At 36.0% G+C, this 21,521-nt stretch carries 24 protein-coding genes; 20 read left to right on the top strand and 4 right to left on the bottom strand.

Annotation, left to right across the window (positions count from 1 at the left end):
• Window positions 1–91 precede the first annotated feature (91 nt).
• From AC4HCY_RS17020 to AC4HCY_RS17005, 4 genes are all read left to right on the top strand, one after another.
• A complete protein-coding gene (locus tag AC4HCY_RS17020; protein ID WP_491094714.1) occupies window positions 92–535 on the top strand; it encodes a hypothetical protein in 444 nt (147 codons plus the stop codon).
• Between the two features lie 301 nt (window positions 536–836).
• Window positions 837–1,097 carry a DUF3781 domain-containing protein gene (locus AC4HCY_RS17015; protein ID WP_491094713.1) on the top strand — a complete coding sequence of 87 codons (261 nt, stop codon included), beginning with the start codon at window positions 837–839 and terminating at the stop codon, window positions 1,095–1,097.
• Between the two features lie 471 nt (window positions 1,098–1,568).
• Window positions 1,569–2,051: a GNAT family N-acetyltransferase gene (locus AC4HCY_RS17010; RefSeq protein ID WP_491094710.1), complete on the top strand. Its 483-nt coding sequence runs from the start codon at window positions 1,569–1,571 to the stop codon at window positions 2,049–2,051.
• Window positions 2,052–2,424: 373 nt separating this feature from the next.
• On the top strand, window positions 2,425–2,805 hold the full coding sequence (locus AC4HCY_RS17005) for a hypothetical protein (RefSeq protein WP_491094712.1): 381 nt from the start codon (window positions 2,425–2,427) through the stop codon (window positions 2,803–2,805).
• 344 nt (window positions 2,806–3,149) lie between these two features.
• On the opposite strand, the gene AC4HCY_RS17000 is transcribed toward AC4HCY_RS17005, so the two are convergent.
• The gene (locus tag AC4HCY_RS17000; RefSeq protein ID WP_323432697.1) at window positions 3,150–3,395 is read right to left on the bottom strand and encodes a DUF2442 domain-containing protein; all 246 of its coding nucleotides are present in this window, start codon (window positions 3,393–3,395) and stop codon (window positions 3,150–3,152) included.
• Window positions 3,396–3,409: 14 nt separating this feature from the next.
• Window positions 3,410–3,685, bottom strand: a complete 276-nt coding sequence (locus tag AC4HCY_RS16995) for a DUF4160 domain-containing protein (protein ID WP_491094711.1) — start codon at window positions 3,683–3,685, stop codon at window positions 3,410–3,412.
• A 376-nt stretch (window positions 3,686–4,061) separates the two neighbouring features.
• On the opposite strand from AC4HCY_RS16995, the gene AC4HCY_RS16990 reads away from it, so the two are divergent.
• The 5 genes from AC4HCY_RS16990 to AC4HCY_RS16970 all read left to right on the top strand — a co-directional run bounded on the left by AC4HCY_RS16990 (window position 4,062) and on the right by AC4HCY_RS16970 (window position 8,148).
• The gene (locus AC4HCY_RS16990; protein ID WP_491094710.1) at window positions 4,062–4,544 is read left to right on the top strand and encodes a GNAT family N-acetyltransferase; all 483 of its coding nucleotides are present in this window, start codon (window positions 4,062–4,064) and stop codon (window positions 4,542–4,544) included.
• Window positions 4,545–4,904: 360 nt separating this feature from the next.
• Window positions 4,905–5,237 carry a divalent cation tolerance protein CutA gene (gene cutA / locus AC4HCY_RS16985; RefSeq protein WP_323430417.1) on the top strand — a complete coding sequence of 111 codons (333 nt, stop codon included), beginning with the start codon at window positions 4,905–4,907 and terminating at the stop codon, window positions 5,235–5,237.
• A 290-nt stretch (window positions 5,238–5,527) separates the two neighbouring features.
• A complete protein-coding gene (locus AC4HCY_RS16980) occupies window positions 5,528–6,235 on the top strand; it encodes a DUF4386 family protein (RefSeq protein ID WP_491094709.1) in 708 nt (235 codons plus the stop codon).
• 190 nt (window positions 6,236–6,425) lie between these two features.
• The gene (locus AC4HCY_RS16975) at window positions 6,426–7,175 is read left to right on the top strand and encodes a class I SAM-dependent methyltransferase (protein WP_491094708.1); all 750 of its coding nucleotides are present in this window, start codon (window positions 6,426–6,428) and stop codon (window positions 7,173–7,175) included.
• Window positions 7,176–7,653: 478 nt separating this feature from the next.
• On the top strand, window positions 7,654–8,148 hold the full coding sequence (locus tag AC4HCY_RS16970; protein WP_491094707.1) for a DUF3795 domain-containing protein: 495 nt from the start codon (window positions 7,654–7,656) through the stop codon (window positions 8,146–8,148).
• A gap of 487 nt (window positions 8,149–8,635) precedes the next feature.
• Here the strand turns inward: AC4HCY_RS16970 and AC4HCY_RS16965 are convergent, their stop codons facing one another.
• Together AC4HCY_RS16965 and AC4HCY_RS16960 are read right to left on the bottom strand one after the other, a co-directional pair.
• Complete coding sequence (locus AC4HCY_RS16965) at window positions 8,636–9,019, bottom strand: hypothetical protein (RefSeq protein ID WP_323433450.1); 384 nt, start codon at window positions 9,017–9,019, stop codon at window positions 8,636–8,638.
• On the bottom strand, window positions 8,964–9,266 hold the full coding sequence (locus tag AC4HCY_RS16960) for a hypothetical protein (RefSeq protein ID WP_491094706.1): 303 nt from the start codon (window positions 9,264–9,266) through the stop codon (window positions 8,964–8,966). Before AC4HCY_RS16960 ends, AC4HCY_RS16965 begins: the two co-directional genes overlap by 56 nt.
• 370 nt (window positions 9,267–9,636) lie before the next feature.
• On the opposite strand from AC4HCY_RS16960, the gene AC4HCY_RS16955 reads away from it, so the two are divergent.
• From AC4HCY_RS16955 to AC4HCY_RS16905, 11 genes are all read left to right on the top strand, one after another.
• Window positions 9,637–10,203, top strand: coding sequence for a GNAT family N-acetyltransferase (locus AC4HCY_RS16955; protein ID WP_491094705.1), 567 nt, complete (start codon window positions 9,637–9,639; stop codon window positions 10,201–10,203).
• A gap of 299 nt (window positions 10,204–10,502) precedes the next feature.
• Window positions 10,503–11,411 (top strand): helix-turn-helix transcriptional regulator, encoded by a 909-nt coding sequence (locus AC4HCY_RS16950; protein ID WP_491094704.1) that lies wholly within the window; start codon window positions 10,503–10,505, stop codon window positions 11,409–11,411.
• A 337-nt stretch (window positions 11,412–11,748) separates the two neighbouring features.
• Window positions 11,749–12,756 carry a CPBP family intramembrane glutamic endopeptidase gene (locus tag AC4HCY_RS16945; RefSeq protein ID WP_491094703.1) on the top strand — a complete coding sequence of 336 codons (1,008 nt, stop codon included), beginning with the start codon at window positions 11,749–11,751 and terminating at the stop codon, window positions 12,754–12,756.
• A gap of 335 nt (window positions 12,757–13,091) precedes the next feature.
• Window positions 13,092–13,709: a bis(5'-nucleosyl)-tetraphosphatase (symmetrical) YqeK gene (gene yqeK, locus AC4HCY_RS16940; RefSeq protein WP_491094702.1), complete on the top strand. Its 618-nt coding sequence runs from the start codon at window positions 13,092–13,094 to the stop codon at window positions 13,707–13,709.
• A 568-nt stretch (window positions 13,710–14,277) separates the two neighbouring features.
• Entirely contained in the window at window positions 14,278–15,225 is a 948-nt protein-coding gene (locus AC4HCY_RS16935; RefSeq protein WP_323433793.1) for an IS982 family transposase, read from the top strand.
• A gap of 438 nt (window positions 15,226–15,663) precedes the next feature.
• Window positions 15,664–15,978 (top strand): GNAT family N-acetyltransferase, encoded by a 315-nt coding sequence (locus tag AC4HCY_RS16930; protein ID WP_491094701.1) that lies wholly within the window; start codon window positions 15,664–15,666, stop codon window positions 15,976–15,978.
• A 392-nt stretch (window positions 15,979–16,370) separates the two neighbouring features.
• A complete protein-coding gene (locus AC4HCY_RS16925) occupies window positions 16,371–16,937 on the top strand; it encodes a hypothetical protein (protein ID WP_491094700.1) in 567 nt (188 codons plus the stop codon).
• A gap of 456 nt (window positions 16,938–17,393) precedes the next feature.
• Window positions 17,394–18,440, top strand: a complete 1,047-nt coding sequence (locus AC4HCY_RS16920; protein WP_491094699.1) for a hypothetical protein — start codon at window positions 17,394–17,396, stop codon at window positions 18,438–18,440.
• 399 nt (window positions 18,441–18,839) lie between these two features.
• The gene (locus AC4HCY_RS16915) at window positions 18,840–19,610 is read left to right on the top strand and encodes a hypothetical protein (RefSeq protein ID WP_491094698.1); all 771 of its coding nucleotides are present in this window, start codon (window positions 18,840–18,842) and stop codon (window positions 19,608–19,610) included.
• Between the two features lie 150 nt (window positions 19,611–19,760).
• On the top strand, window positions 19,761–20,279 hold the full coding sequence (locus AC4HCY_RS16910; RefSeq protein ID WP_491094697.1) for a transposase: 519 nt from the start codon (window positions 19,761–19,763) through the stop codon (window positions 20,277–20,279).
• Window positions 20,276–21,358, top strand: a complete 1,083-nt coding sequence (locus tag AC4HCY_RS16905) for an IS3 family transposase (RefSeq protein ID WP_491094696.1) — start codon at window positions 20,276–20,278, stop codon at window positions 21,356–21,358. The genes AC4HCY_RS16910 and AC4HCY_RS16905 overlap by 4 nt, the downstream gene beginning before the upstream one ends.
• Window positions 21,359–21,521 lie beyond the last annotated feature (163 nt).

Raw genomic sequence — 21,521 nt, 5'->3', positions numbered from 1 at the left:
GGGATACCCTAGTTATCAGAAAGCACAAATATGAGCAGGAGCTTTGGAGTAAATTATAGATTGAAAAATACAGTCAATGGGGGTAATGACAATGGCTATAAACTTAAACAAGATACAGGAATTGGTTGGGAAGTGGCAGGATATATTGAGACTGAGAGATTGGGACATTCAAGTTCGAATTGTGGAAACTGAGTGGCGTAAGTCTGGAGATATCAAGATGGACATGGATGACAAGAAGGCTGTCATGTTGATAAACAATAATCCTAAGTCAACTAATCTAGAGGAACTTGTTGTACATGAACTGTTGCACTTGAAACTCTGGGGAATGGACCAGATGCTCGAGGGATTGATTATCTCTGTGTTCGGAGAGGACGATAACGATCCCAGAAAAGAGTTTGCTATGAGTCAGTTTTTTACTCTTCTAGAATCAACAGTTGAAGACCTTGCGAAGGGATACTTAGCTGCAAATGGAGTAAAAGAATGCTTGAGTTTTGGGCGTTTGGAGAAGCAAATAATTGATGAAATAGGGAAATAGATTAATATATGCAAACGTAAGTGTAAGGTTGTGCCATCTGATAACATGAATATTCCTGCAAGGGTGCAGAAGAAAGACTCTGGAGTGTGACCGCACCACACCTGCGACCCTAAGAGACGTCGCTCTAAGGGTCTCGGTGTCAGGAATATCAAAACGTTAGGCATAATTTTAAATAGTGTAATAATAGCTTGAAGTTTTGGGATTTGATTTTTTCAGATATAAATATAAAAAATTGCGATACAAAAGTTGTTTGTAAAATATGTGATAAATAGGAATTTGTAAGGAGAATATGGTGATATAAATGAATAATAATAGATGTGAATTAATAGAGAATTTAGATAAGTTGCATACAACTGAGTTGGGAATTGGACGAATAAAAAAGAATCTTTCTTTAGATGTGGATGATGTAGTTAAATGGTGTAGCAATAAAATACAAGAATCTAATGCCTTTATAATTAGAAGAGGTAAGAACTGGTACATAGACATAGATTACCACCAAATAACAGTTAATGCATACAGTTATACCATAATTACCGCTCATAAGATAAAAAGTAGAGTCTGACTCTCATCAAATATCAGATAAATTCCAATTTATATAATGGAGTAATATGACCCTAGCATAAAGTTAAGTTTATTAGGCTTTTTCTTATGATATACAATCAATTCAAAGAGTTTTATGGTAGATTCAGCTTCAAGTGCAGAGGTAAAAACTACGCCTAACAATACACTCAAGTTCGCTTTGGCTAATTAGGGTCAATCCTCTAGAGAAGCCAAAGCACATGCCTCAGCTAACCGAGTCGGAATTTGGAAAAGCTAACATAAGAGTTATGTAAGCTTTTCTAAATTCCTGTAACGCTGAGGCACGTCTTGAGTGCGGGACGTTAGAGGACAGATAGCGCATTGCCGCGCATCCATGCGCGGGGTTGATAGGTATGAGGCATGTGTTTTTGTATTTATTATATATAGCGAAATTGATGCTTTAGCTCTTAATGTTATCAAAGATATTATCCCAGTGTGCAATAAGGAGATAAATATGAAACTAAATATAAAGCGGATGAATTATGAAGAAGCAAATGAAATTTCAAAATGGATTTATCAAGAGCCATATTCAATTTATAGCAATGATGGAAGTGATAGTTGTATAAGAGAACTCCTTGATGGTAATTACTTTTCTGCTACTGACGAAGAAAATAAGCTTTTAGGATATTATTGTTTTAATGAATCTGCTCAAGTTCCAGTAGGTAAACAATTTGGTGTTTATGATGATAAAGATTTAATCGACGTTGGTTTGGGAATTAGACCTGATTTATGTGGGCAAGGATTTGGATTAGATTTTTTAAGTAATGGTTTAGATTTTGCTCGCAGTGAATTAAATGCAAAAGGATTACGTTTGACTGTAGCTTTCTTTAATAAACGTGCAATAAAAGTATATGAGAGAATAGGATTTAAAAAAGTTAGTTCTTTTAAAAGAATATCGGAAATTGGAGAAATGGAATTTTGGGTTATGATTTTATGATGAGAAAAATATAACCTACATTATTCTCATATTGTAGAATGGATGCTTAAGTGGCTGACGTCCATGTCAGCCTTCGGCTCTGCGGGGCACTATCCATCCTCTAACAATGCATCTCCACAAGGACGCGAAGGACTGGAGCAAGAAGTAAGCGCGCCATATTGCTTTACCGGGTGCGAGCACCGCCAAGAGGTATTCCTTATATGTCCGGTTCAGCAACATTGGAGATGCCAAACGTTAGTGGAAATCCCTAAGCAACTTTTTTCTAGGTTGAAAATAAAGATGTAGAGCTAAGATAAATTTGTATTAAAGTGCGAATTTGATTGACAAGCAATTCAGATTCTAAATACTAAACATTAAATGGAGGTAAAATCATATGAGGGAGTTTACAACAAAAGAATTAGAAGCAGCACAGAAAGCAATATTATCAACGATACACAAAAATGAGAAAGTAAAAGTTACACTGTCCCAAGTACAGCCTTCTCGCACTTCACAGATAGCTATGATTTCTAGAAATCTCAGAGCACTCTATATAGCATCCGCACTGATAACAAGAGAATTAGATAAAGATTTTTCAAACAACTATTCAAAGGAAGAATTGGAGGAAGCTTTGCAAATTATACCCTCATTTATTCAAAATATTGAAAAAGTGAAGCCGAAATTTAGAGAAGGAACTTCTCAACACACACTGGCTATACGACGAATTGAGGCGTTTTATATTGCATCAGCGTTAATAGGAAGAGATTTAGGATTGTAGCGGATAATATGCTGATAAAACTGTAGGATATAGATAATTGGCTTAAACTAAATTCGCAATCTTCTTATATTGTTTATGAAAATATTTTAATAAGTGGAGATTCAAGGTTTGAGGATAACGGGACTTCCACTAACAATGCACTCAAGTCCGCTTTGGCTGTAAAGGGTTAAGCCTGCGAAGATACCAAAGCACATTCCTTCACCGGCGCAAGCGCGCCAGGAGGTATTCCTTATGGGTTCGGTTCAGGAACGTCTTGAGTGCGAGACGTTAGACGTCATTAGATAGGTTGCAGAGATATATAGAAACTTATTGTTAAATAAAAAGATATCCTTTGCAGGATATCTTTAGGAGTTCATGTAGGGCTGGCTTTGCTCATACAGTACCTCAGGGCATAAATCTGCTTCGTTGTCCCAAGAGATAGTATCAAAACTTACTTTAACTGTATTAAATAAATCGATATCTTTGAGCTGCCGGAAAATACCTTTACTTAATAGTGGAGACATATCAAATATTCTTTTTTCGTTATTTTCGAATGTTAGCAGTAAAAGATAATTTTTTAAGGGTTTAACATTCTTAATAGCCAAATACATAATTCGTACACCTCCTATTTTAAAGGTTCAATATTAAAAGGTAGTTCACTATTCATAGCAAGAGACCAATTAGCTAATAGCTCATCCTTGTGAATTTCGGCCCAAGCCAGTACAAGTTTTTGTTGTTTTTTAGGTAAAGTACCATCTGTGATTTCGCAAGAATTTATATCTATTATAGCTTTATAATCCTGGTAATATGCATGAAAATGTGGAGGATTATGTTCACCTGGAGCACAATACATTCTAATAATAATACCAAAGAACATCGATATTGTAGGCCTAGGTTTCATCCTTTCATAACCAACTTATTACCTATATTATACCATTATTAAAAATAGAATGGAACTACTATAAGGAATTGATTAAATAACGACGTCTAACAATGTATTTGCGTAAAGGTGCACTAGAGTAAGTTTTTAGGGCTATGTGCACCACCTCCCTTCACCGGGAGCGAAGCTCCACCAAGAGGTCTAGCTCAAAGGTCCGGTTCAGGGACGTCGCAAATACGAGAACGTTAGAGGACAGATAGCGCATTGCCGCGCATCCATGCGCGGGGTTGATAGGTATGAGGCATGTGTTTTTGTATTTATTATATATAGCGAAATTGATGCTTTAGCTCTTAATGTTATCAAAGATATTATCCCAGTGTGCAATAAGGAGATAAATATGAAACTAAATATAAAGCGGATGAATTATGAAGAAGCAAATGAAATTTCAAAATGGATTTATCAAGAGCCATATTCAATTTATAGCAATGATGGAAGTGATAGTTGTATAAGAGAACTCCTTGATGGTAATTACTTTTCTGCTACTGACGAAGAAAATAAGCTTTTAGGATATTATTGTTTTAATGAATCTGCTCAAGTTCCAGTAGGTAAACAATTTGGTGTTTATGATGATAAAGATTTAATCGACGTTGGTTTGGGAATTAGACCTGATTTATGTGGGCAAGGATTTGGATTAGATTTTTTAAGTAATGGTTTAGATTTTGCTCGCAGTGAATTAAATGCAAAAGGATTACGTTTGACTGTAGCTTTCTTTAATAAACGTGCAATAAAAGTATATGAGAGAATAGGATTTAAAAAAGTTAGTTCTTTTAAAAGAATATCGGAAATTGGAGAAATGGAATTTTGGGTTATGATTTTATGATGAGAAAAATATAACCTACATTATTCTCATATTGTAGAATGGATGCTTAAGTGGCTGACGTCCATGTCAGCCTTCGGCTCTGCGGGGCACTATCCATCCTCTAACAATGCATCTCCACAAGGACGCGAAGGACTGGAGCAAGAAGTAAGCGCGCCATATTGCTTTACCGGGTGCGAGCACCGCCAAGAGGTATTCCTTATATGTCCGGTTCAGCAACATTGGAGATGCCAAACGTTATATAACATGGGAGGCAAAAGGCCGTCGCATCCTACGACGGATTTGATAAAGCATGTCTATAGAGTAACTTTAATGTGCATTTGTAAAAACCTGTGAATAAAAGACAAAAGGGAGGATATAAGTATGGAATTTAAAGAAGTAAAAATCGAAATATATGTCCCAGAAGAATATACAATAAAATTACGAGATGAACTTAATAAAGTTAATGTATGTAAGATCGGAGATTATGATAATGTTATTTCAATAACAAATGTTAGAGGCTATTGGAGACCTTTAGAAGGTTCAAATCCCTTTAATGGTGAAGTAGGTAAGGTATGCGAAGGCACGGAATGCAAGGTGGAGATAAGATGTAAAAAAGAATATGTTAAGAATGCTATTAAGGTTATCAGAGGAATTCATCCTTATGAAGAACCATTAATAAATATTATTCCAATTGTAAATGAATTATTTGAATAGAAAGTTAAGTAGTACGCATTCTTCATAAATTGTGCATTAGATAAACAGGGCTCTGTGAGATTTGAGTGGCCGACGTCCTGTCGGCCTCTGAACAGGCGGGGCCTCCCACGTTACATAACATAGCACGACCGTTCGTGCTGGAGGGACAGGCTTCGGAGCAGAACCAGCACACATGCCTTCACCAAGATAGGAGTTATCTAGGGTTCAGGCATGTCGGTCATGCAACAACGTTATGTGCAATAACTGGGTCTTATAATGGTAAAAGAGAGATTTAGGGGAGGTTGTATCTTATGAATGAGGTTAATAGAAGCCTGTTTGATGAAGCTAATCCAGAGAAATGGGGATACCTTTACAAAATTGCAGGCTATGCAACAATAATTATGCTTATCATTATTCCAATACAGATTGCAATTTTTACAATTTTTCCATTCCCGGATTCCATTGAAAGTTGGTTCGAATTATTCAATAAGAATTGGATTTTAGGTTTAATTCATCTTGATTCACTCTACATAATTAACAATGTTATTGTAGCAATCATGTACCTTGCTTTCTATTTTTCACTAAAGGAAAAGAATGAAAGTCTAATGATAATTGCACTTGTACTAGGACTTCTGGGAATATCAGCGTATTTATCATCAAATAAAGCGTTTGAAATGTTATCCATAAGCAATCTTTACTACGATGCCGTTTCAGAAACGGCGAAAACTATATTCCTTGCTTCAGGTCAAACCATGCTTTCCTCTTGGAGAGGAACAGCGTTTGATATTTATTATGTTCTAAATGGTATTACCTTAATTATTATTTCTTGTGTAATGTTTAAGAGTTCTATTTATAGTAATAAGATTGCTGCAATTGGGTTATTTTCAGGAGTTCTTATGATGATTCCTTCGACAGTAGGAACTATCGGTCTTATTTTCTCACTTGCTTCACTTGTCCCGTGGATAGTTTTTGCAATATTAGTATCAATAAAATTTCTACAGTTAAGTAATTTAAAATAGTAAATAGATCAAATAATCATATGGAGAGTGAATGAACTCCCCTGCCGTTACTGCACATAACAGTGAATTCCCAAAATCTGAGATGCTATGAATGTAGTAACCAGACTTCGGGAATTCACGAGACGTTATGTGAAATACCACGCAAAAGGGTTTGGAATACTATCATTCATTTCATGAAGGAGGGCTCAGAGTGAATTATAAAGATGAATATGCTGATTGGGCACAAAGCTATGATAACTTTGGCGCAATAACAGATATAAATGAAGAAGAAAAAGCCTTTTTATTAAGCATTTTCAGTAAATATAAAGTTAAGAATGCACTTGATTGTGCTTGTGGTACAGGTCCACACCTGTATTTGCTTTCAAAACTTGGCGTTGATGTATGCGGAAGTGATTTTTCAGAAGCCATGCTTAAAGCTTGTAAGGAAAATTTGTCTCAAGAAGGTATCAGTATAATAACAAAGAAAGCAGATTTCCGTTATCTTGAAAAAGTATGGATTGAGAAGTTTGATGCAGTTTTGTGCATGACTCAATCTATTGCGCATTTACATACTCATGAGGATTTGCTCACAGCTTTTAAATCAATGCGTGAGAGGCTTAATAATGGTGGTATTCTTATTATGACCCAGGGAACCACACATCTTACGTTACAGGATAGATTCCGGTTTGATCTTGTAGTAAATAACCAAGATTTTTCAAGGGTTTTTTCACGTGACATTAGTGAAGGGTTTCAGACCATTAATATACTCGACATTTACCATAGTGACAAAGTGAGCAAAATGGAAACAAACAGTGTACATATCAAGATAATACTTGATGATAAATATAAGTCATTGCTTACTGAAGCAGGTTTTTCAAAGGTTAACATATATGGTGGATATGATATGAGTCCATACGATAAAGAGAACTCGTGGAAGCTTATAGTTGTAGCAGAAAGATAGTAATCAAATTGCAATGGTTGAGAGTATTTGAAAGAATGCCGTATTCATGTAGTGTGTCTCTGCGGGGCGTGATACTCCACATAACAAAGCCCTCACGCTGCGGCACGGCAGTCCAGGGCAGGGAGCATGCGTGCCTTGGGTTGCAGGAGATGTGTAATACTATAAGTTCGACTTAAGCAGCAACCACACCCCTTCACCGGGAGCAAAGCTCCGCCAGGGGGAAGGTCTCTGCCAGTCCGGTTCAGTGGTGTCGTGAGTGCGGAGACGTTATCTGACATATGGTGCAGATTGTCTATTAAAGAAGTACTTTTCTTATGCAATATTAGTAGAAAACTACGAACTAAAGATTATTTATATAGATTATTTATATAATCTTACCTATAAGCTGGAATTAGCAGAGGAGGTACATACATGAAAGATTTCAAAAGGTGCTATACTTTATTTTCGCTTTGTGCCTTAAACTTGTGGGCTATGCTCAATGCACTTGGATAGTTACTGTCCTGGTTGTGGGGGTGGAGCCGGTAATCAACCATGTGCAATTGCACGGTGTAGTCAACAGCGTAGCGGAATTGAATACTGCTATTTGTGTGATGAATATCCTTGTGAAAAATATGATGGTATAGATACATTTGACTCCTTTATTACTCATCGCAATCAGTTAAAGGATTTTGAGAAAGTCAAGAAAATAGGGATAGACTCCTACCAATCTGAACTTGCTGAAAAAATAGAAATATTAAAACATTTATTGGCAAACTACAACGATGGACGGCGAAAGAGTTTTTTCTGCATAGCTGTTAATCTTTTGGAACTGCAAGATGTAGAATCTGTAGCGGAACAAATTGCAACAACTGAAGCAGAATCTAATAATCTAACGCTAAAAGAAAAAGCTACACTTGCAGCAAACCTGTTTCAAACTATGGCAACGAAGCGAAATATTATATTAAAACTTAATAAGAAAGCCAGCAAGAAGTAGTAGTTAAATTCTAACTTATAGTTGAGTTATTTCGCATTCTTCAAATAAGGTTCAAACTCCTATGCGGAGTTTGTTAGATATTAAAGCCCAAGGGAGACAATATTTACACAAGCGACTCATGTCAGATTCCGGATACCGATAACGGTATAGGAGAAATAAGGAAAGTCTCTGTAGGGCACCATACATCAGATAACAATGCCCTCACGCTGCGGCACGGCGGGAGGGAGCAAGAAGCGTGCGTGCCTTGGGTTGCCGGATGCTGTGCTTTGGGGCAGAATCAGGGCAACCACACCCCTTCACCGGGAGCGAAGCTCCGCCAGGAGGACAGGCTCTGCCGGTCCGGTTCAGTGGTGTCGTGAGTGCGAACCCGTTATCCTACACTTTCCACCCTAGTATTCCCCTCAACTTCAATGTCGCGCTAGGGAAAGGCGATGGAGAGGGGAAAATAAAAAAGACCTCTGGAGTTGGAGGTCATAAGGTAGTGAATTTATAAATTTAATGCTTGCTTTAATTTTTCAATTATTTTATTATACTCTTTAGATGCAGCGGTTTGTGGAATTTTAAATAAGAGTTGGTTGCGACTTATTGTATAAATTTTATTAGTTCTAACACATGTTGCTTTTTTTAGTTGGACTGGGATATCATATTGTGTTTTTGCAGGTTGCCCAGTACATTTACATATAATAACATCTTCGTTATCATTATCCTTAGAACTTAAGACAAATATAGGAGACTTTCTTTCTTGATTATTGCTTAGTAAAAACTTGGCAAAAAAGAATTCTCCATGTGAAGCTTGCTTTCTATCATCTTGTATGCTATTTACTATTTCTTGAGTACAATGATCTAAGTTCTTGTTCGTACCAGTCTCCAAAATAATCACCTTTTTCGATAGTATCTTGTTCATCAGAAGCAGTAATTCTAATAGGTTGTATTTTACCAAACTCTAAGAGTGATTCAATATCTTTAGTAGGTATTACTTTTGGAGTGTTTAATATGGTATTAGATTTATTGGCAAAGTGGAATGTTTTATTTTTAGAACTAGATATATTTACTAGCAATTGCATTACATTCCCCTCCTTTTTTCTCAATAAAACTATTATTTTTTTAGTCTTGTCCATATTATACCACCTCAATATTATATATGCAAATATATATATAATATTTCCCAATTATGAGGTGATTTAATCAAAATATAATATAGCTCTCCCACAAAATACCTGTCCATATTATATCACTTTTTGAAATATAAACATATATTTTGTAGGATTTTATATAAGTTATTATTGACTACTGCATTATATGGTATAATTTAGTAAAGCATTCCAAGTAGGAAAGCATCGGATAACATGTCATTAAAGTTCGCTTCGCACATTTTTAAACATTTTATTTGAGTGGATTTATAATGAGGTTTAAAAACGTCTTTAATGACTGAACGTTAGTGGAAATTAAATTTTTATTTTACAAATTTAAAAAAGAGGAGTGAGGTTAATGAGTCATTTAAAAAAGCTAATTGGAGAGAAGTGCTATTTATCGCCGGTAGATACAAGTGAAACAGAAAAAGTTGCCAAATGGAGTAATGATATTGAAGTGGCTATCAGAACAGGAGATATTTCCGATATGATTACATATGAGGCTCAGCGAGGATATCTTGAAAACATGAATAACAACAGAGGATATGCATTCTATATTATAAGGGTAGAGGGTGACGAAGTCGTTGGAATTGGCAGATTGATGAGAATTAATTTTATAAATAGAAACGCTATTATGGGAATGTTTATTGGCGAGCGAAGTGACAGAAACCAAGGTGTCGGAACAGAAGCCACTAAATTATTGTTAGACTTTGGATTTAACATTCTTAATCTAAAGAACATAATGATAGAAACTTATTCCTTTAATGAACCAGCTATGAAAGTATGTCAAAAATGTGGATTCAAAGAGATTGGGAGAAGAAGAAAGTCAGTTATATATGGAAATAATGAGTATGATGAAGTATTTATGGATATTCTTAGTGAAGAATTTCAAGACTCAATAATTGATAAGGTGTTAAGTAAATAACTTCCACTAACAAAACACTCAAGTTGGCTCTGGCTATTTTTGGCCAAGCCCTCGGAGAAGCCAAGGCACATTCCTTCACCAGTGTAAGCACGCCAAGGGGATTCCTATAGGGTCTGGTTCGGGAACGTCTTGAGTGCAACAACGTTATAAGAAATTGCCTCATTCATGTCGGGGTATTCTTTGGGGATAGAATAAAAGAGCATCAGATGAATTGTATTAAGAATATAATATTTGTAATATTGTCATTCTAGGTCAAGAAAATTAATTCTATGTTTGATAAATTATTATTGGGGGAAGTAATGGGGAACTGGGATAAAATATACGCTGTCGAGAGGATGCAAAACTATATAAAAGCACATGTGAATGAATTTATCCAGTTAGAAGATATTGTTAAAGAATCTGGATATTCTAAGCGGCATGCTATGCGGATTTTCCGAGACTTATTAGGTAAAACGCCTTTGGAATATGTGAGGGCAATTCAATTGACAGAGAGTGCAAAAGTACTGCTCAAAAAGTCAGAAAATGTATTAGATACTGCCTTGGATTTTGGCTATGATACACATGAAGGATTTACCAGAGCATTTTCAAATGAATTTGGTTTGACACCAAAAAAATATCAACATAAAAAACCTCCTATTAAATATTTTGTCCAATATCCTATAAGCCATTATTATTCCTATCTTAATAATAAGGAGAATGACAATATGAAACAAGAGAAGTTAACAAAAATATGTACAGTAACAATTATTAAAAGACCAAAAAGAAAATTAATGCTTATGCGTGCAAAAAAAGCAGTTGATTATTGGTCTTTTTGTGAAGAAAAAGGATGTGATTGGGAGGGGTTGTTCAATAGTATTGAATGCAAAATGGATAACGTAGCTATCATGAAGCTACCAGAAAACTTAATTGTAGCAGGAACAACTTATTGTGCAGCAGGAATTGAAATTCCACATGATTACAGTGGGAAAGTGATTGATGACTGCGAAATAATAGATCTTGAAGAATGTGATATGATGTTTTTTCAAAGCGAGACATTTGAAAATGATAGTGACTTTTGGACTGCTATTGATGAGGTAAATAAAGCGATAAGAACCTATAATCCTAAACAATATGGGTATAGGTTTGCTTTGGATTTGGCACCTCAATTTAATTATGGTGCGTCGAAAGAAATTGGAGCAAAACAAGCAATACCCGTACAAAAAATTTAGCTATTACTAATGATAATAATGTGTATTAGCATTATAGTTATAAATAAAAAAATTAGGGTAATGACTTCGAAGCTGAATGAGTCAACTTCTTATAACAAAATATTTGCGCAGGGGTTCACTCGGGCAAGTCTATGGGGCAATGTGCACCACATCCCTTCGCTGGGAGCAAAGCTCCACCATGAGGTCTATCTCTGGGGTCCAGTTCAGGGACGTCGCAAATACGGAACGTTATAAGACATATCGATATCGGGGTTGTTCTTTGGGGCTTTGTTTTTGAAAAGACAGCATACATAGTTTAAAAATTAAAGATGAGTTATTAGTATTTTGGGAGGGGAAAATGTCTAATTATAGTATTTCTAAAAAAGATATAACTATATTTTTTGTCGTAACCTTTGGGCTAACTATAGTCATGGGTATTGCCATGGGATTGGTATATTCTAAGCATCCAGTAACTTCTTTTGTATTATTGCAGATGTGTTACCCTGCTATGGGTGTGATGATAGCTTTATTGTCAAGCAGAGAAAGGCGTAAAAATCTACCAATAAAATTCTTTGGAACTTATTTATTCTTTTCAATTACATCAGTTTTCTACCTTATATTACAGATATTTATATTTAACCAAGATCCAGGTAGTCATCTGGGTTTTTGGATGATTATTGGTAGTATGTTATTGGTCTTTATGTACATTGATGAAGGAAATGAACAAATGTGTAGTTCAGGATTGCAATTCTCAAAAAACAGGGAGGCATCCATTCTATATATTGTTATATTTATTATATTATATATATTTAGATTCACTTTAACAGCACTTATCTTGGGTGGTAATCCTAAAGATGTTTTTACTCCTTTTTTGAACCCAGTAATTTTAATCAAGATGCTTTTATTACCTCTTTCATTTTTTGTTGGGATTATGCCATATATGGGTGAGGAACTTGGATGGAGATATTTTCTTCAACCTATACTTCAAAAAAAGATAGGTAAAAGAAGAGGTATTATTCTTTTAGGACTAATATGGGGTATATGGCATTTACCAGTAAATATTTTTTACCATAGCCCAATGTCTTTTTATTCTGTATTGAATCAATTGATTGTATGCGTAGGCTATTCTGCTTTTCTTGGGCTTGTATATATGAAGACAGAAAATATATGGACTATTTCTATGATTCACTTTATAAATAATAATCTTGGCGTTACTATTTATGGTAGTACAGGAGGAGCAGATTTTGTTTTTAGTTGGAAATCTTTTTTATTAAATTCTATATGTTTTTCCTTGATTTACTTATCCTTTCTATGTGCTAAAGAATATAGGGGAATAGGGAAAAAAGATCATAGTAAAAGCTCTTAATCATTTATTTTTAGCTTTGACGGTTCTACAAAGAAAGCCTATTATAATTATCTTATAAATTATTAATAGAAACATTTCATACCCTTTATATTATGGGAGAGATAATAAGTGAAAATATGTCGATACATCTGATAACATGAATATTCCTGCAAGGGTGCAGAAGAAAGACTCTGGAGTGTGACCGCATCACACCTGCGACCCTAAGAGACGTCGCTCTAAGGGTCTCGGTGTCAGGAATATCAAAACGTTAGACAAAATCAGGTGCAGTTTACCGGGCGTCCATGTCCGGGATGTCTGAGAATAGTTTTAAAATATTATGTGAAGGGGATATATAATTGAACCAAGTTTTATCAGATTTAATGGCTGGAATTAAAGCTACTAGTGATATTCAGAAAGATGTTGTGGAACTATTCAATTTTCACCGGCATCAAGATATTGCGGAGCACACGATAAAAGTAGCATATGAAGCTAAAAAACTTGCATGCAAGTTTGGGGTCGATGAGCACAAGGCATTTGTAGCTGGTTGCTTACATGATCTAGGGAATCTATTTTCTGATGATGAGAAGATTACGACTTGCAACAAACTTGGAATAAATATTTTGCCAGAAGAATATATAGCGCCATTCCTTTTACATGCGAAAATATCTAAAGTTATGGCGATGGAAATGTTTTCTGTAGAAGATAAGGATATTCTAAGCGCTATAGAATGTCATCCTACATTGAAGAGGAATGCTGGAATATTGGACATGGTATTGTTTGTAGCCGATAAGATTTCATGGGACAATACCCATAATCAATTCTTTATTGAAGATATTTCTAATGGTTTGGAGAAGTCTTTGGAACGAGGAGCTTTTGCATATTTGAAATATTTGTATATAAATAGGGAAGATATGAAAGTTTTCCACTCATGGACTTTAGAAGCATATAATGATTTATTAGCAAAATTAGAATGAAGTAATTTAAGGAGCTATCATCCTTGCTGGTTTTGGCTTCGAGGGGCACCTGACTATGTCTAGCAATGTTTCTGCACAAGGGTGCGGAAGGAAAGTCTCCGAAGTGAGACCGCACCACATCCCTTCACCGGGTGACGAGCACCGCCAAGGAGTAGAGCTCTAGAGTGCGGTTCAGGGACGTTGCAGACACGAACCGTTATATAACATGGGAGGCAAAAGACCGTCGCGTCCTGCGACGGATTTGATAAAGCAGGTCTATAGAGTATCTGTAATGCCCATTTGTATTATAATGCTCAACAGATAATAAAAGAAGATTATTAAATTTTATAGAGGGAAAAAATGATAGAACAACAATTTCATGAAATTAAAGATATATTGCAGCAATTCTGTTTTACTTCATTAAAATGCACTGATTATGAAGAAATAGCAGACTATGAAATATTAATAAATGATAATAAAGTAACTCGTTGTGCTAGCTTTTGATTTACCAAAAATCTACGAATGAAAAACTCCAACATATTATGTAACCTATCATTAATAACAACAAAAATGATAGGGGGTCACATATATGCTGGAGCTTGATAGAACTTATTCTATCAAAGAAATAGGAGATTTAAAAGACTTTATTACTGTCACCTATGTCATAATTGATGACATTTACCAAAAAGTCACTCCAACACATATTGCAAAACGCTGTAATATCAAAGATTCAATCTTGAGTGATAGTGAAATAATTACCATCAGTATTGTGGGAGAACTTCTCACTATCGACTCTGAAAACGCTTGGTTTAACTTCTGCAAGAAGAATATGAAAGATCTTTTCCCTAAACTCTGTGATAGATCCAGGTTCAATCGAACCCATAGAAACCTTCATGCAGTTATAGAGGAAATAAGAAAAGAACTTTCTTCCCTAACAGAGCTCGCAGAAAAGCCTTATCGAATAATAGATAGCATTCCTATACCAGTATGCAAGTTCGGTAGGGCCCGATTTCATAAAACCTTTAAAGGTTATGGAGCTACCTATGGCAAATGCCCGTCTAAGAAGGAAACTTACTTAGGCTACAAACTGCACATGCTTACAACCCTTGATGGATTAGTAACTGATTTTGTTATTACGCCTGCTAATATTGATGACAGAACCGCTGTGTGGGACTTAGTAGACTCATACAACAATATAACAATGCTTGGAGACAAAGGGTATATTAAAGCTGATCTTAGTGCAGATTTAAAATCTGAAAAGGGAATAGAACTTTTGCCTGTTCAAAGGAACAACAGTAAAGTGCAATTTCCCAAAGCGATAAGACAGCTCATCTTCAAGCTAAGGAGGCGTATAGAGACAACAGCCTCGCAACTTACTCAGCAGCTAAACATAGAGCAGGTACTTGCGAAATCCTTTTGGGGGTTACAAACAAGAATAAAAACCAAGCTTCTGGCCTACAATTTATGTTATTACATCAACAGGCTTATAGGCCAAGATATTGATATTTCAAGGATCAAGCATTTAGTATTTGGATAAGTAATCCAAAAGAATTAAGCCACTAATTCTTTCAGGGATACTATATATTTTAGCGTTGGTATAATATTCCTAGACTGGTTTATTTGTCAGTTAGCACAACGAGTTAAAGTAATTATTATTTATGGCTATAATCCTGAAAGTAAGAGATATGAATACCATTGGGCGTGTAATCATAAGGAGGATTTATTAAGACAATTACAAAAGAGAAATGATAATGAGCAGATAACCTTCGTACCTGAAAATTGGGTAGAGTCTCTTGAAAATATTGGATTTGATATTTATGCTATATGGAATGATTATTTTGCAGAAGATTTAGAGGAATATGTTAATTGCGAAGAACCTAAATATATTCATCATGGTAATTACAAAGAGGCATCTGAAGTTACGCTCTCTTGTAGGGGGCAAAGCAGAGGTTTTACAGGTCAGAGTGAAGAATGGATGAAACAGTGGATTGAAAATAAGGGATCTGCTTCACCTGATTATACTTATGATTGTGCCGTTATTTGTGTTGATATTTATGGAAGTGGAGACAAGACAAAACTTTGGATTAGAGAGATTGCTGTTAAACCAGAATTTCAGGGAAAGGGTGTTGGAAGAAAGTTGATAGGGCAAGCCTTTGCATATGGTCTAAGGCATGGTGCAAAAAAAGCCTTCTTAATGGCAGATGAATGTAATAATAATGCTTTACATTTGTATAGAAGCATGGGATTTAAATCAAACCCTAATGAAAGTCAAATTGATATGATAAGGTAAGAATTATAAGAATATTTGATGTTAAGTTAGCTCGTATAATTCTTAAATGGTGCATTAGATAAGCATGGCTTTGTAGGATTTGTGGGGCCGACGTCCTATCGGCCTCTGAACAGGCGGGGCCTCCCACGTTACATAACATAGCATGACCGTTCGTGCCGGTAGGACAGGCCCTGGAGTAGGGCCAGCACGCATGCCTTTACCAAGATAGGAGTTATCTAAGGTTCAGTCATGTCGGTCATGCGACAACGTTATCTTCAATATGGTGGATTGACCGGGCGTCCTGCCCAGATTTGTTAGGGAGGTTTCCCTGGTGGTTTATATTAGTTCATAGTTGTAGCATAATACGAATTATGTTTATTCCATGAGAAAGGAAGGAGGAAGGAACTTATTTTATGAAAAAGGTTATTGCATTGATTTTGGTGCTTTTATGCATCGTACTATTGATTTTGGGGTGCAATAAAATAAAGAACAGTGATAATTTACTTAACTTTTCATTTGATAGAAGTGGAAATTATACAGGCTTCTCTGATTTGCCATCAAATTATACAATTGAAGATGCAAAGGCTGATGGATACTTTGCTACACAGGATTTAGAAGTCGTTGCAAACAAGAATATATGGGACAGCTTTGTAGAAACTTCCTTTAGCAAAGAAAATGCAAGTATTAGAATAGTTAAATTTCACACAGAAAGTGCAGATAGCCCATATTTTTTAGATTTATTTTATAAGGATGGATATTATTATTTATTCGATTCCAGTGCAGAAAATCAGGAGAAGCACCCCTATCTATACCTGCTCACATTAGAGGGGCGATTCGGAAATCCTTTAAGGGATTCGGGTATTATTTTGCTGACGGATGACAATACTTTGACTTTTGACAAGGTAATGCGTTCAATGCTTTCAAGTAATATGGCCTATAAAAAAAGTGTCTCACCATATAAATTAATTATGTTTAAATAATCGGTGTAGTCTTCATCAATAATTAAGTCGCAGTATCCTTAAAAAGTGTAATAGAGAGATTTTTAAGGAGTTGACGTCCATGTCAACTTCTGAACAAGGGGTCACCATACTGCAGATAACAATGCATCTCCACAGGGGAGCGTAGAGTTGGAGCATGAAGTAGGCGCGCCACATTGCTTCACCGGGTGCCAGTACCGCTATGGGGTATTCCTTATATGTCCGGTTCAGCAACATTGGAGATGCCAAACGTTATCTGCAATCCCTAAAGGCAATGTAGACTATTAACATAAAAATAAATAAAAAAGAAATAGAAAATCCCAAATTAAGAACGAATTAGATAAATCATATAAGTTCTATCATGTGACACATGAATTATTCATATACAATCAGATAAACAGGAATTTTCAAATTGGTTTTAGAGATATTAGGCAAAGTAAATTACAAGAGGTGAAACACATGAGAAAAACGCTTCAGGATGTGGCAAGCTATTTGAAGGAAATTATGGTGCCCGAAACGCACGAAGCATATGCGATCAATCCTGCATATACAAATGTTTCAGTTGAAGAGAGCATACGTGAGGGCGTTTTGGCGTTCAGAGCCTTTTTGGTTCGGCTTTACGATGTTTTATACACCAAAGGGGATGTCTATGATAATAGCAAAAAAGTTGCCCATGAATATGAAAACCGCACCACGCTTTCGGTGTATTATCCGTTCCTGCACAATGTAAACACCATACTAATGAACATAGGTTATCATGGCATGCCAGTTGAAAACGCGCAATCCCTCGCCTGTGGAAATACCGTATTCAATGGAAAGCTATCTGTTGCCAAAAACCTTGAATGCCTTCGGTTTCTGGCGGATTGCGGTATTTGCATTGACGGCATAGATATAAATGAAAAAAAGCAAAACTTGTCAGACATCAAAACCATAAAGATTACATATCCAGATAACCCCACTATGCTGACAGGCCTGAAGGTCATGGCAATCGCCGAAATAGACCATGCCACCCTCGTCAACCAGGATGTTTTTTTGCGCTGCGATTACAGGGTATTGAAAAAGGATGAAACCGATGTGCTTTCCATTGTGCAGGATACGATAAAGCCTTTATCCGCAGATGTGCAGGATTTCATTCTGCAACAGCATCAGCGCTATCTGGATAAAGGACTTACCTGCGTTGTGGAAGTAAAAGGGTTTCATATCTATATAAAGTATTGTTATAAACGGAAAGATTTATGGGGAATTAACGCTTCCCTCAACAACGGCTATCATATCAATGTGAAATCGACAAAGACGCACGAATACACTGACACCATCAAAACGTTTCCTCCAATTTTGCAGGAACTGATTGCAAAGGGATATGGCTGCGGCAGAAAAAGAGAAATCGGGCATTGTGATGGCGGTTGCCATGGACTTACCATATCGTTGGATGATTCTGTTTTAGATATACGAGATGACATTGAAACATGGTTTGATCAAGAATTATCATGCTTACAAAAGAAATAAACATTTTATTCATTGCGCCTTTCAAGCATAAGCACGACAAATATCAATTTGTAGTTAAGATGATGAATAATGTTCAGTTGAGTTATTTTGTATTCTTTATAAAATAAAACATTAAAAAACAAAAAAGGTGATGTGGATATAGTAGATTTGATGACACGGGACAGCAGATAACAAAAGATTGCTGTTCGCTGCGGCGGGTGATGCTCTGGGGCAGGTCCGCAGCACATTCCTTCACCGTCGCAAGTGCAGCCATGGGGTATTCCTTAAGGGTCCGGTTAAGGAACGACGGCAATCCGAAACGTTATGTGAAATATCAATATGAGCAGGGCTCTGTAGTCTTTCATTCGTTAGCGTTTTTAGTATGTATTGAACTAAATTTGTATTTTGAGGAGGTCAATCATGTCTGGTACATTAATACATCTTGCAATAGCAGACAAAATATACTACATATTGGGCAGTGATGTTATAAAAAACCTCCCGTTATTTTTCGGTGGAAATATCGCTCCAGATGCAGTACATGCAAAAAAGGATTACCAAAGAGCAGATAAAAAACACTCTCACTTATGCGATGGCATATATTCATATGGCTACGGATACCCGGAAATAAATATGTTGTTTAAAGACAGGGTTAATGGATTTGTTGAAAAATATTATATAACTGCAGGCGAGGATAAAGATTTATATTTGGGTTATATCGTTCATCTGCTTGTTGATGAGTTTGAGATGTTCTCAGCTTGTGAACGTCTTATAAATCAACTTAAAAGCGATGGAGCTAACTCTGACGAGCCGGGATTCCGTAAAAACTTAGCCGATGAGATAAACAACGGTGGTTATAGGGATTTTTTCAATCAAGATGCGTACATTTATGATATTTTAGCATATGAATACAAATTTAAGCAAAAAGTTTTTGATGTTCTTGAAGCGGTATGGGATTATGAGGTAAAAGATTATATAAGCGCGAATGAAATAAATATAAGCAAGCGTTGGGTTATAAATAAGGTTTTTAAAAGCGAACCTATACAAGATAGCTTTATAAGTAATAACCGTAAAAGAGCTGTAAAATTTATCGATCTTGCTACGAAAAATGTAATTGAACAGCTTAAATATATAGTATGCGGACAATGCGAAGCTAAATTAATTCGACATATTTATAATTTACGAATTCAATGAGTTATAAATATGGTACTTCACATAACAAGCCTATTCTCGTTCGCTTTGCACATTCCTTCACTGGGTGCAAGCACCCCTATGTGTTAGGATAGTTGTCGTATAGAAAATAAAGTATAATAAAAATACGATAACAATCTGAGGAGGATAAACATGTCAAATAGTGACAATAGTAAAAAACAATACTCGAAAGAATTTAAAGAAAAAGTCTTAAAAAGATTAGAACCTCCAACCAATGTAACAGTGCCTCAAATTGCTAAAGAATTAAGCATCCCTAAGACTACTATATATCAATGGATAAAGACATGTAAAGAAAATAAAGATGAAGTTGTAAATACAAATAAAGTTCCTAAAAAATGGAGCTCTAAAGATAAATTTCATGTTGTATTAGAAACCTCTACTCTCACGGAAGAAGGATTGGCAGCCTATTGCCGAAGAAAAGGTCTATATGTAGAAGAAGTAAAAGAGTGGACAAGGCAATGCATAGATGCAAATATAAAAGATAGTAAAGATCCTGAAAAATTAGAAGAAGAACTTAAAGCAGAAAAACAGAAAATAAAAGTCTTAGAGAAAGAATTAAGAGTTAAAGAAAAGGCTTTGGCAGAAACTGCTGCTTTATTGGTATTAAGAAAAAAAGCACAAGCGATTTGGGGGGACCCCGAGGAAGAATGATCAGTTCCTCAGATCGCGCAATTGCAGTAGAACTGATCGATGAAGCAAGAAAAGCTGGAGCTAGATTAAAGCCGACATGTAAAATACTTCACATAAGCGAACGTACATACCAAAGATGGACTCAGGAAGGAAATGTTAAAGAAGATCAACGTCCTATAGCAGAAAGGCCTTTACCTAAAAATAAACTGACAAAGGAAGAACGGGAGGAATTATTAAAAACAATAAATAAGCCGGAATATGCTGATTTAGTGCCATCGCAGATAGTGCCCAAGCTTGCGGATGATGGGGTGTATTTAGCCTCAGAATCCACTATACACAGGATATTAAAACGAGAGGAGATGGATACAAAAAGAAGCAAAACTCAGGCACCTGTAAAAAGAGAAATACCAACACATATAGCTATAGCCCCTAATAAAGTGTGGACATGGGATATCACCTGGCTTAATGCATCTATCAAAGGAATGTACTACAAACTTTATTTAATAATAGATATGTTTAGCAGATTCATAGTAGCTTATGAAGTATGGGAAACGGAAAATGCAGAGTACTCAGAAGCCTTAGTAAGGAAAGCCTTGCTGTCACAAAATATAGCTGGGAGACCCTTGGTATTACATTCAGACAATGGAAGCCCCATGAAAGGAGCAACATTTCTTGCAACTTTAGAAAAGCTAGGTGTACAAAGCTCCTTCTCAAGGCCAAGAGTAAGCAATGACAACCCTTATTCAGAATCGCTATTTAAAACAATGAAGTATAGGCCACAGTATCCATCGAATGGCTTTGGAAGCTTAGAGGAAGCGAGAAAATGGGTAGCAAAGTTTGTGGACTGGTACAACTACAGCCATTTACACAGTGGTATAAATTTTATAACACCTTATCAAAGGCACTATGGATTAGGTGATAGAATAATGGAGAATAGAATAAAGGTATATGAAGCAGCAAGGGCAAGACACCCTGAGAGATGGGTTAAAAATATTAGAGATTGGTCTTTGCCTAAATATGTAGCATTAAACCCTGTAAAAGAGATTGAATATCAAGATTTTGAAATGAAAGAACATCAATGTGGAGAATCAGGAGCGTAGAGATTTGGCTTGCGAACCATTGATATGGAGAAGCCTATATGGTAGCCTCAATTTAAAGGGCAGGGCTTACTATATAGTACGCCCCTAAGCACTACAACCATATAGGTAGAGGCTCCATGTCAATGTCAAATCGGCTAATGACATTATAGCCACGGGCTTTAAA

It is taken from the genome of Lutispora sp. QWL-02 (genome assembly GCF_058315355.1).
Note: the sequence above shows the minus strand (reverse complement) of the source record. Positions and strands in the feature narration are given on the sequence as shown.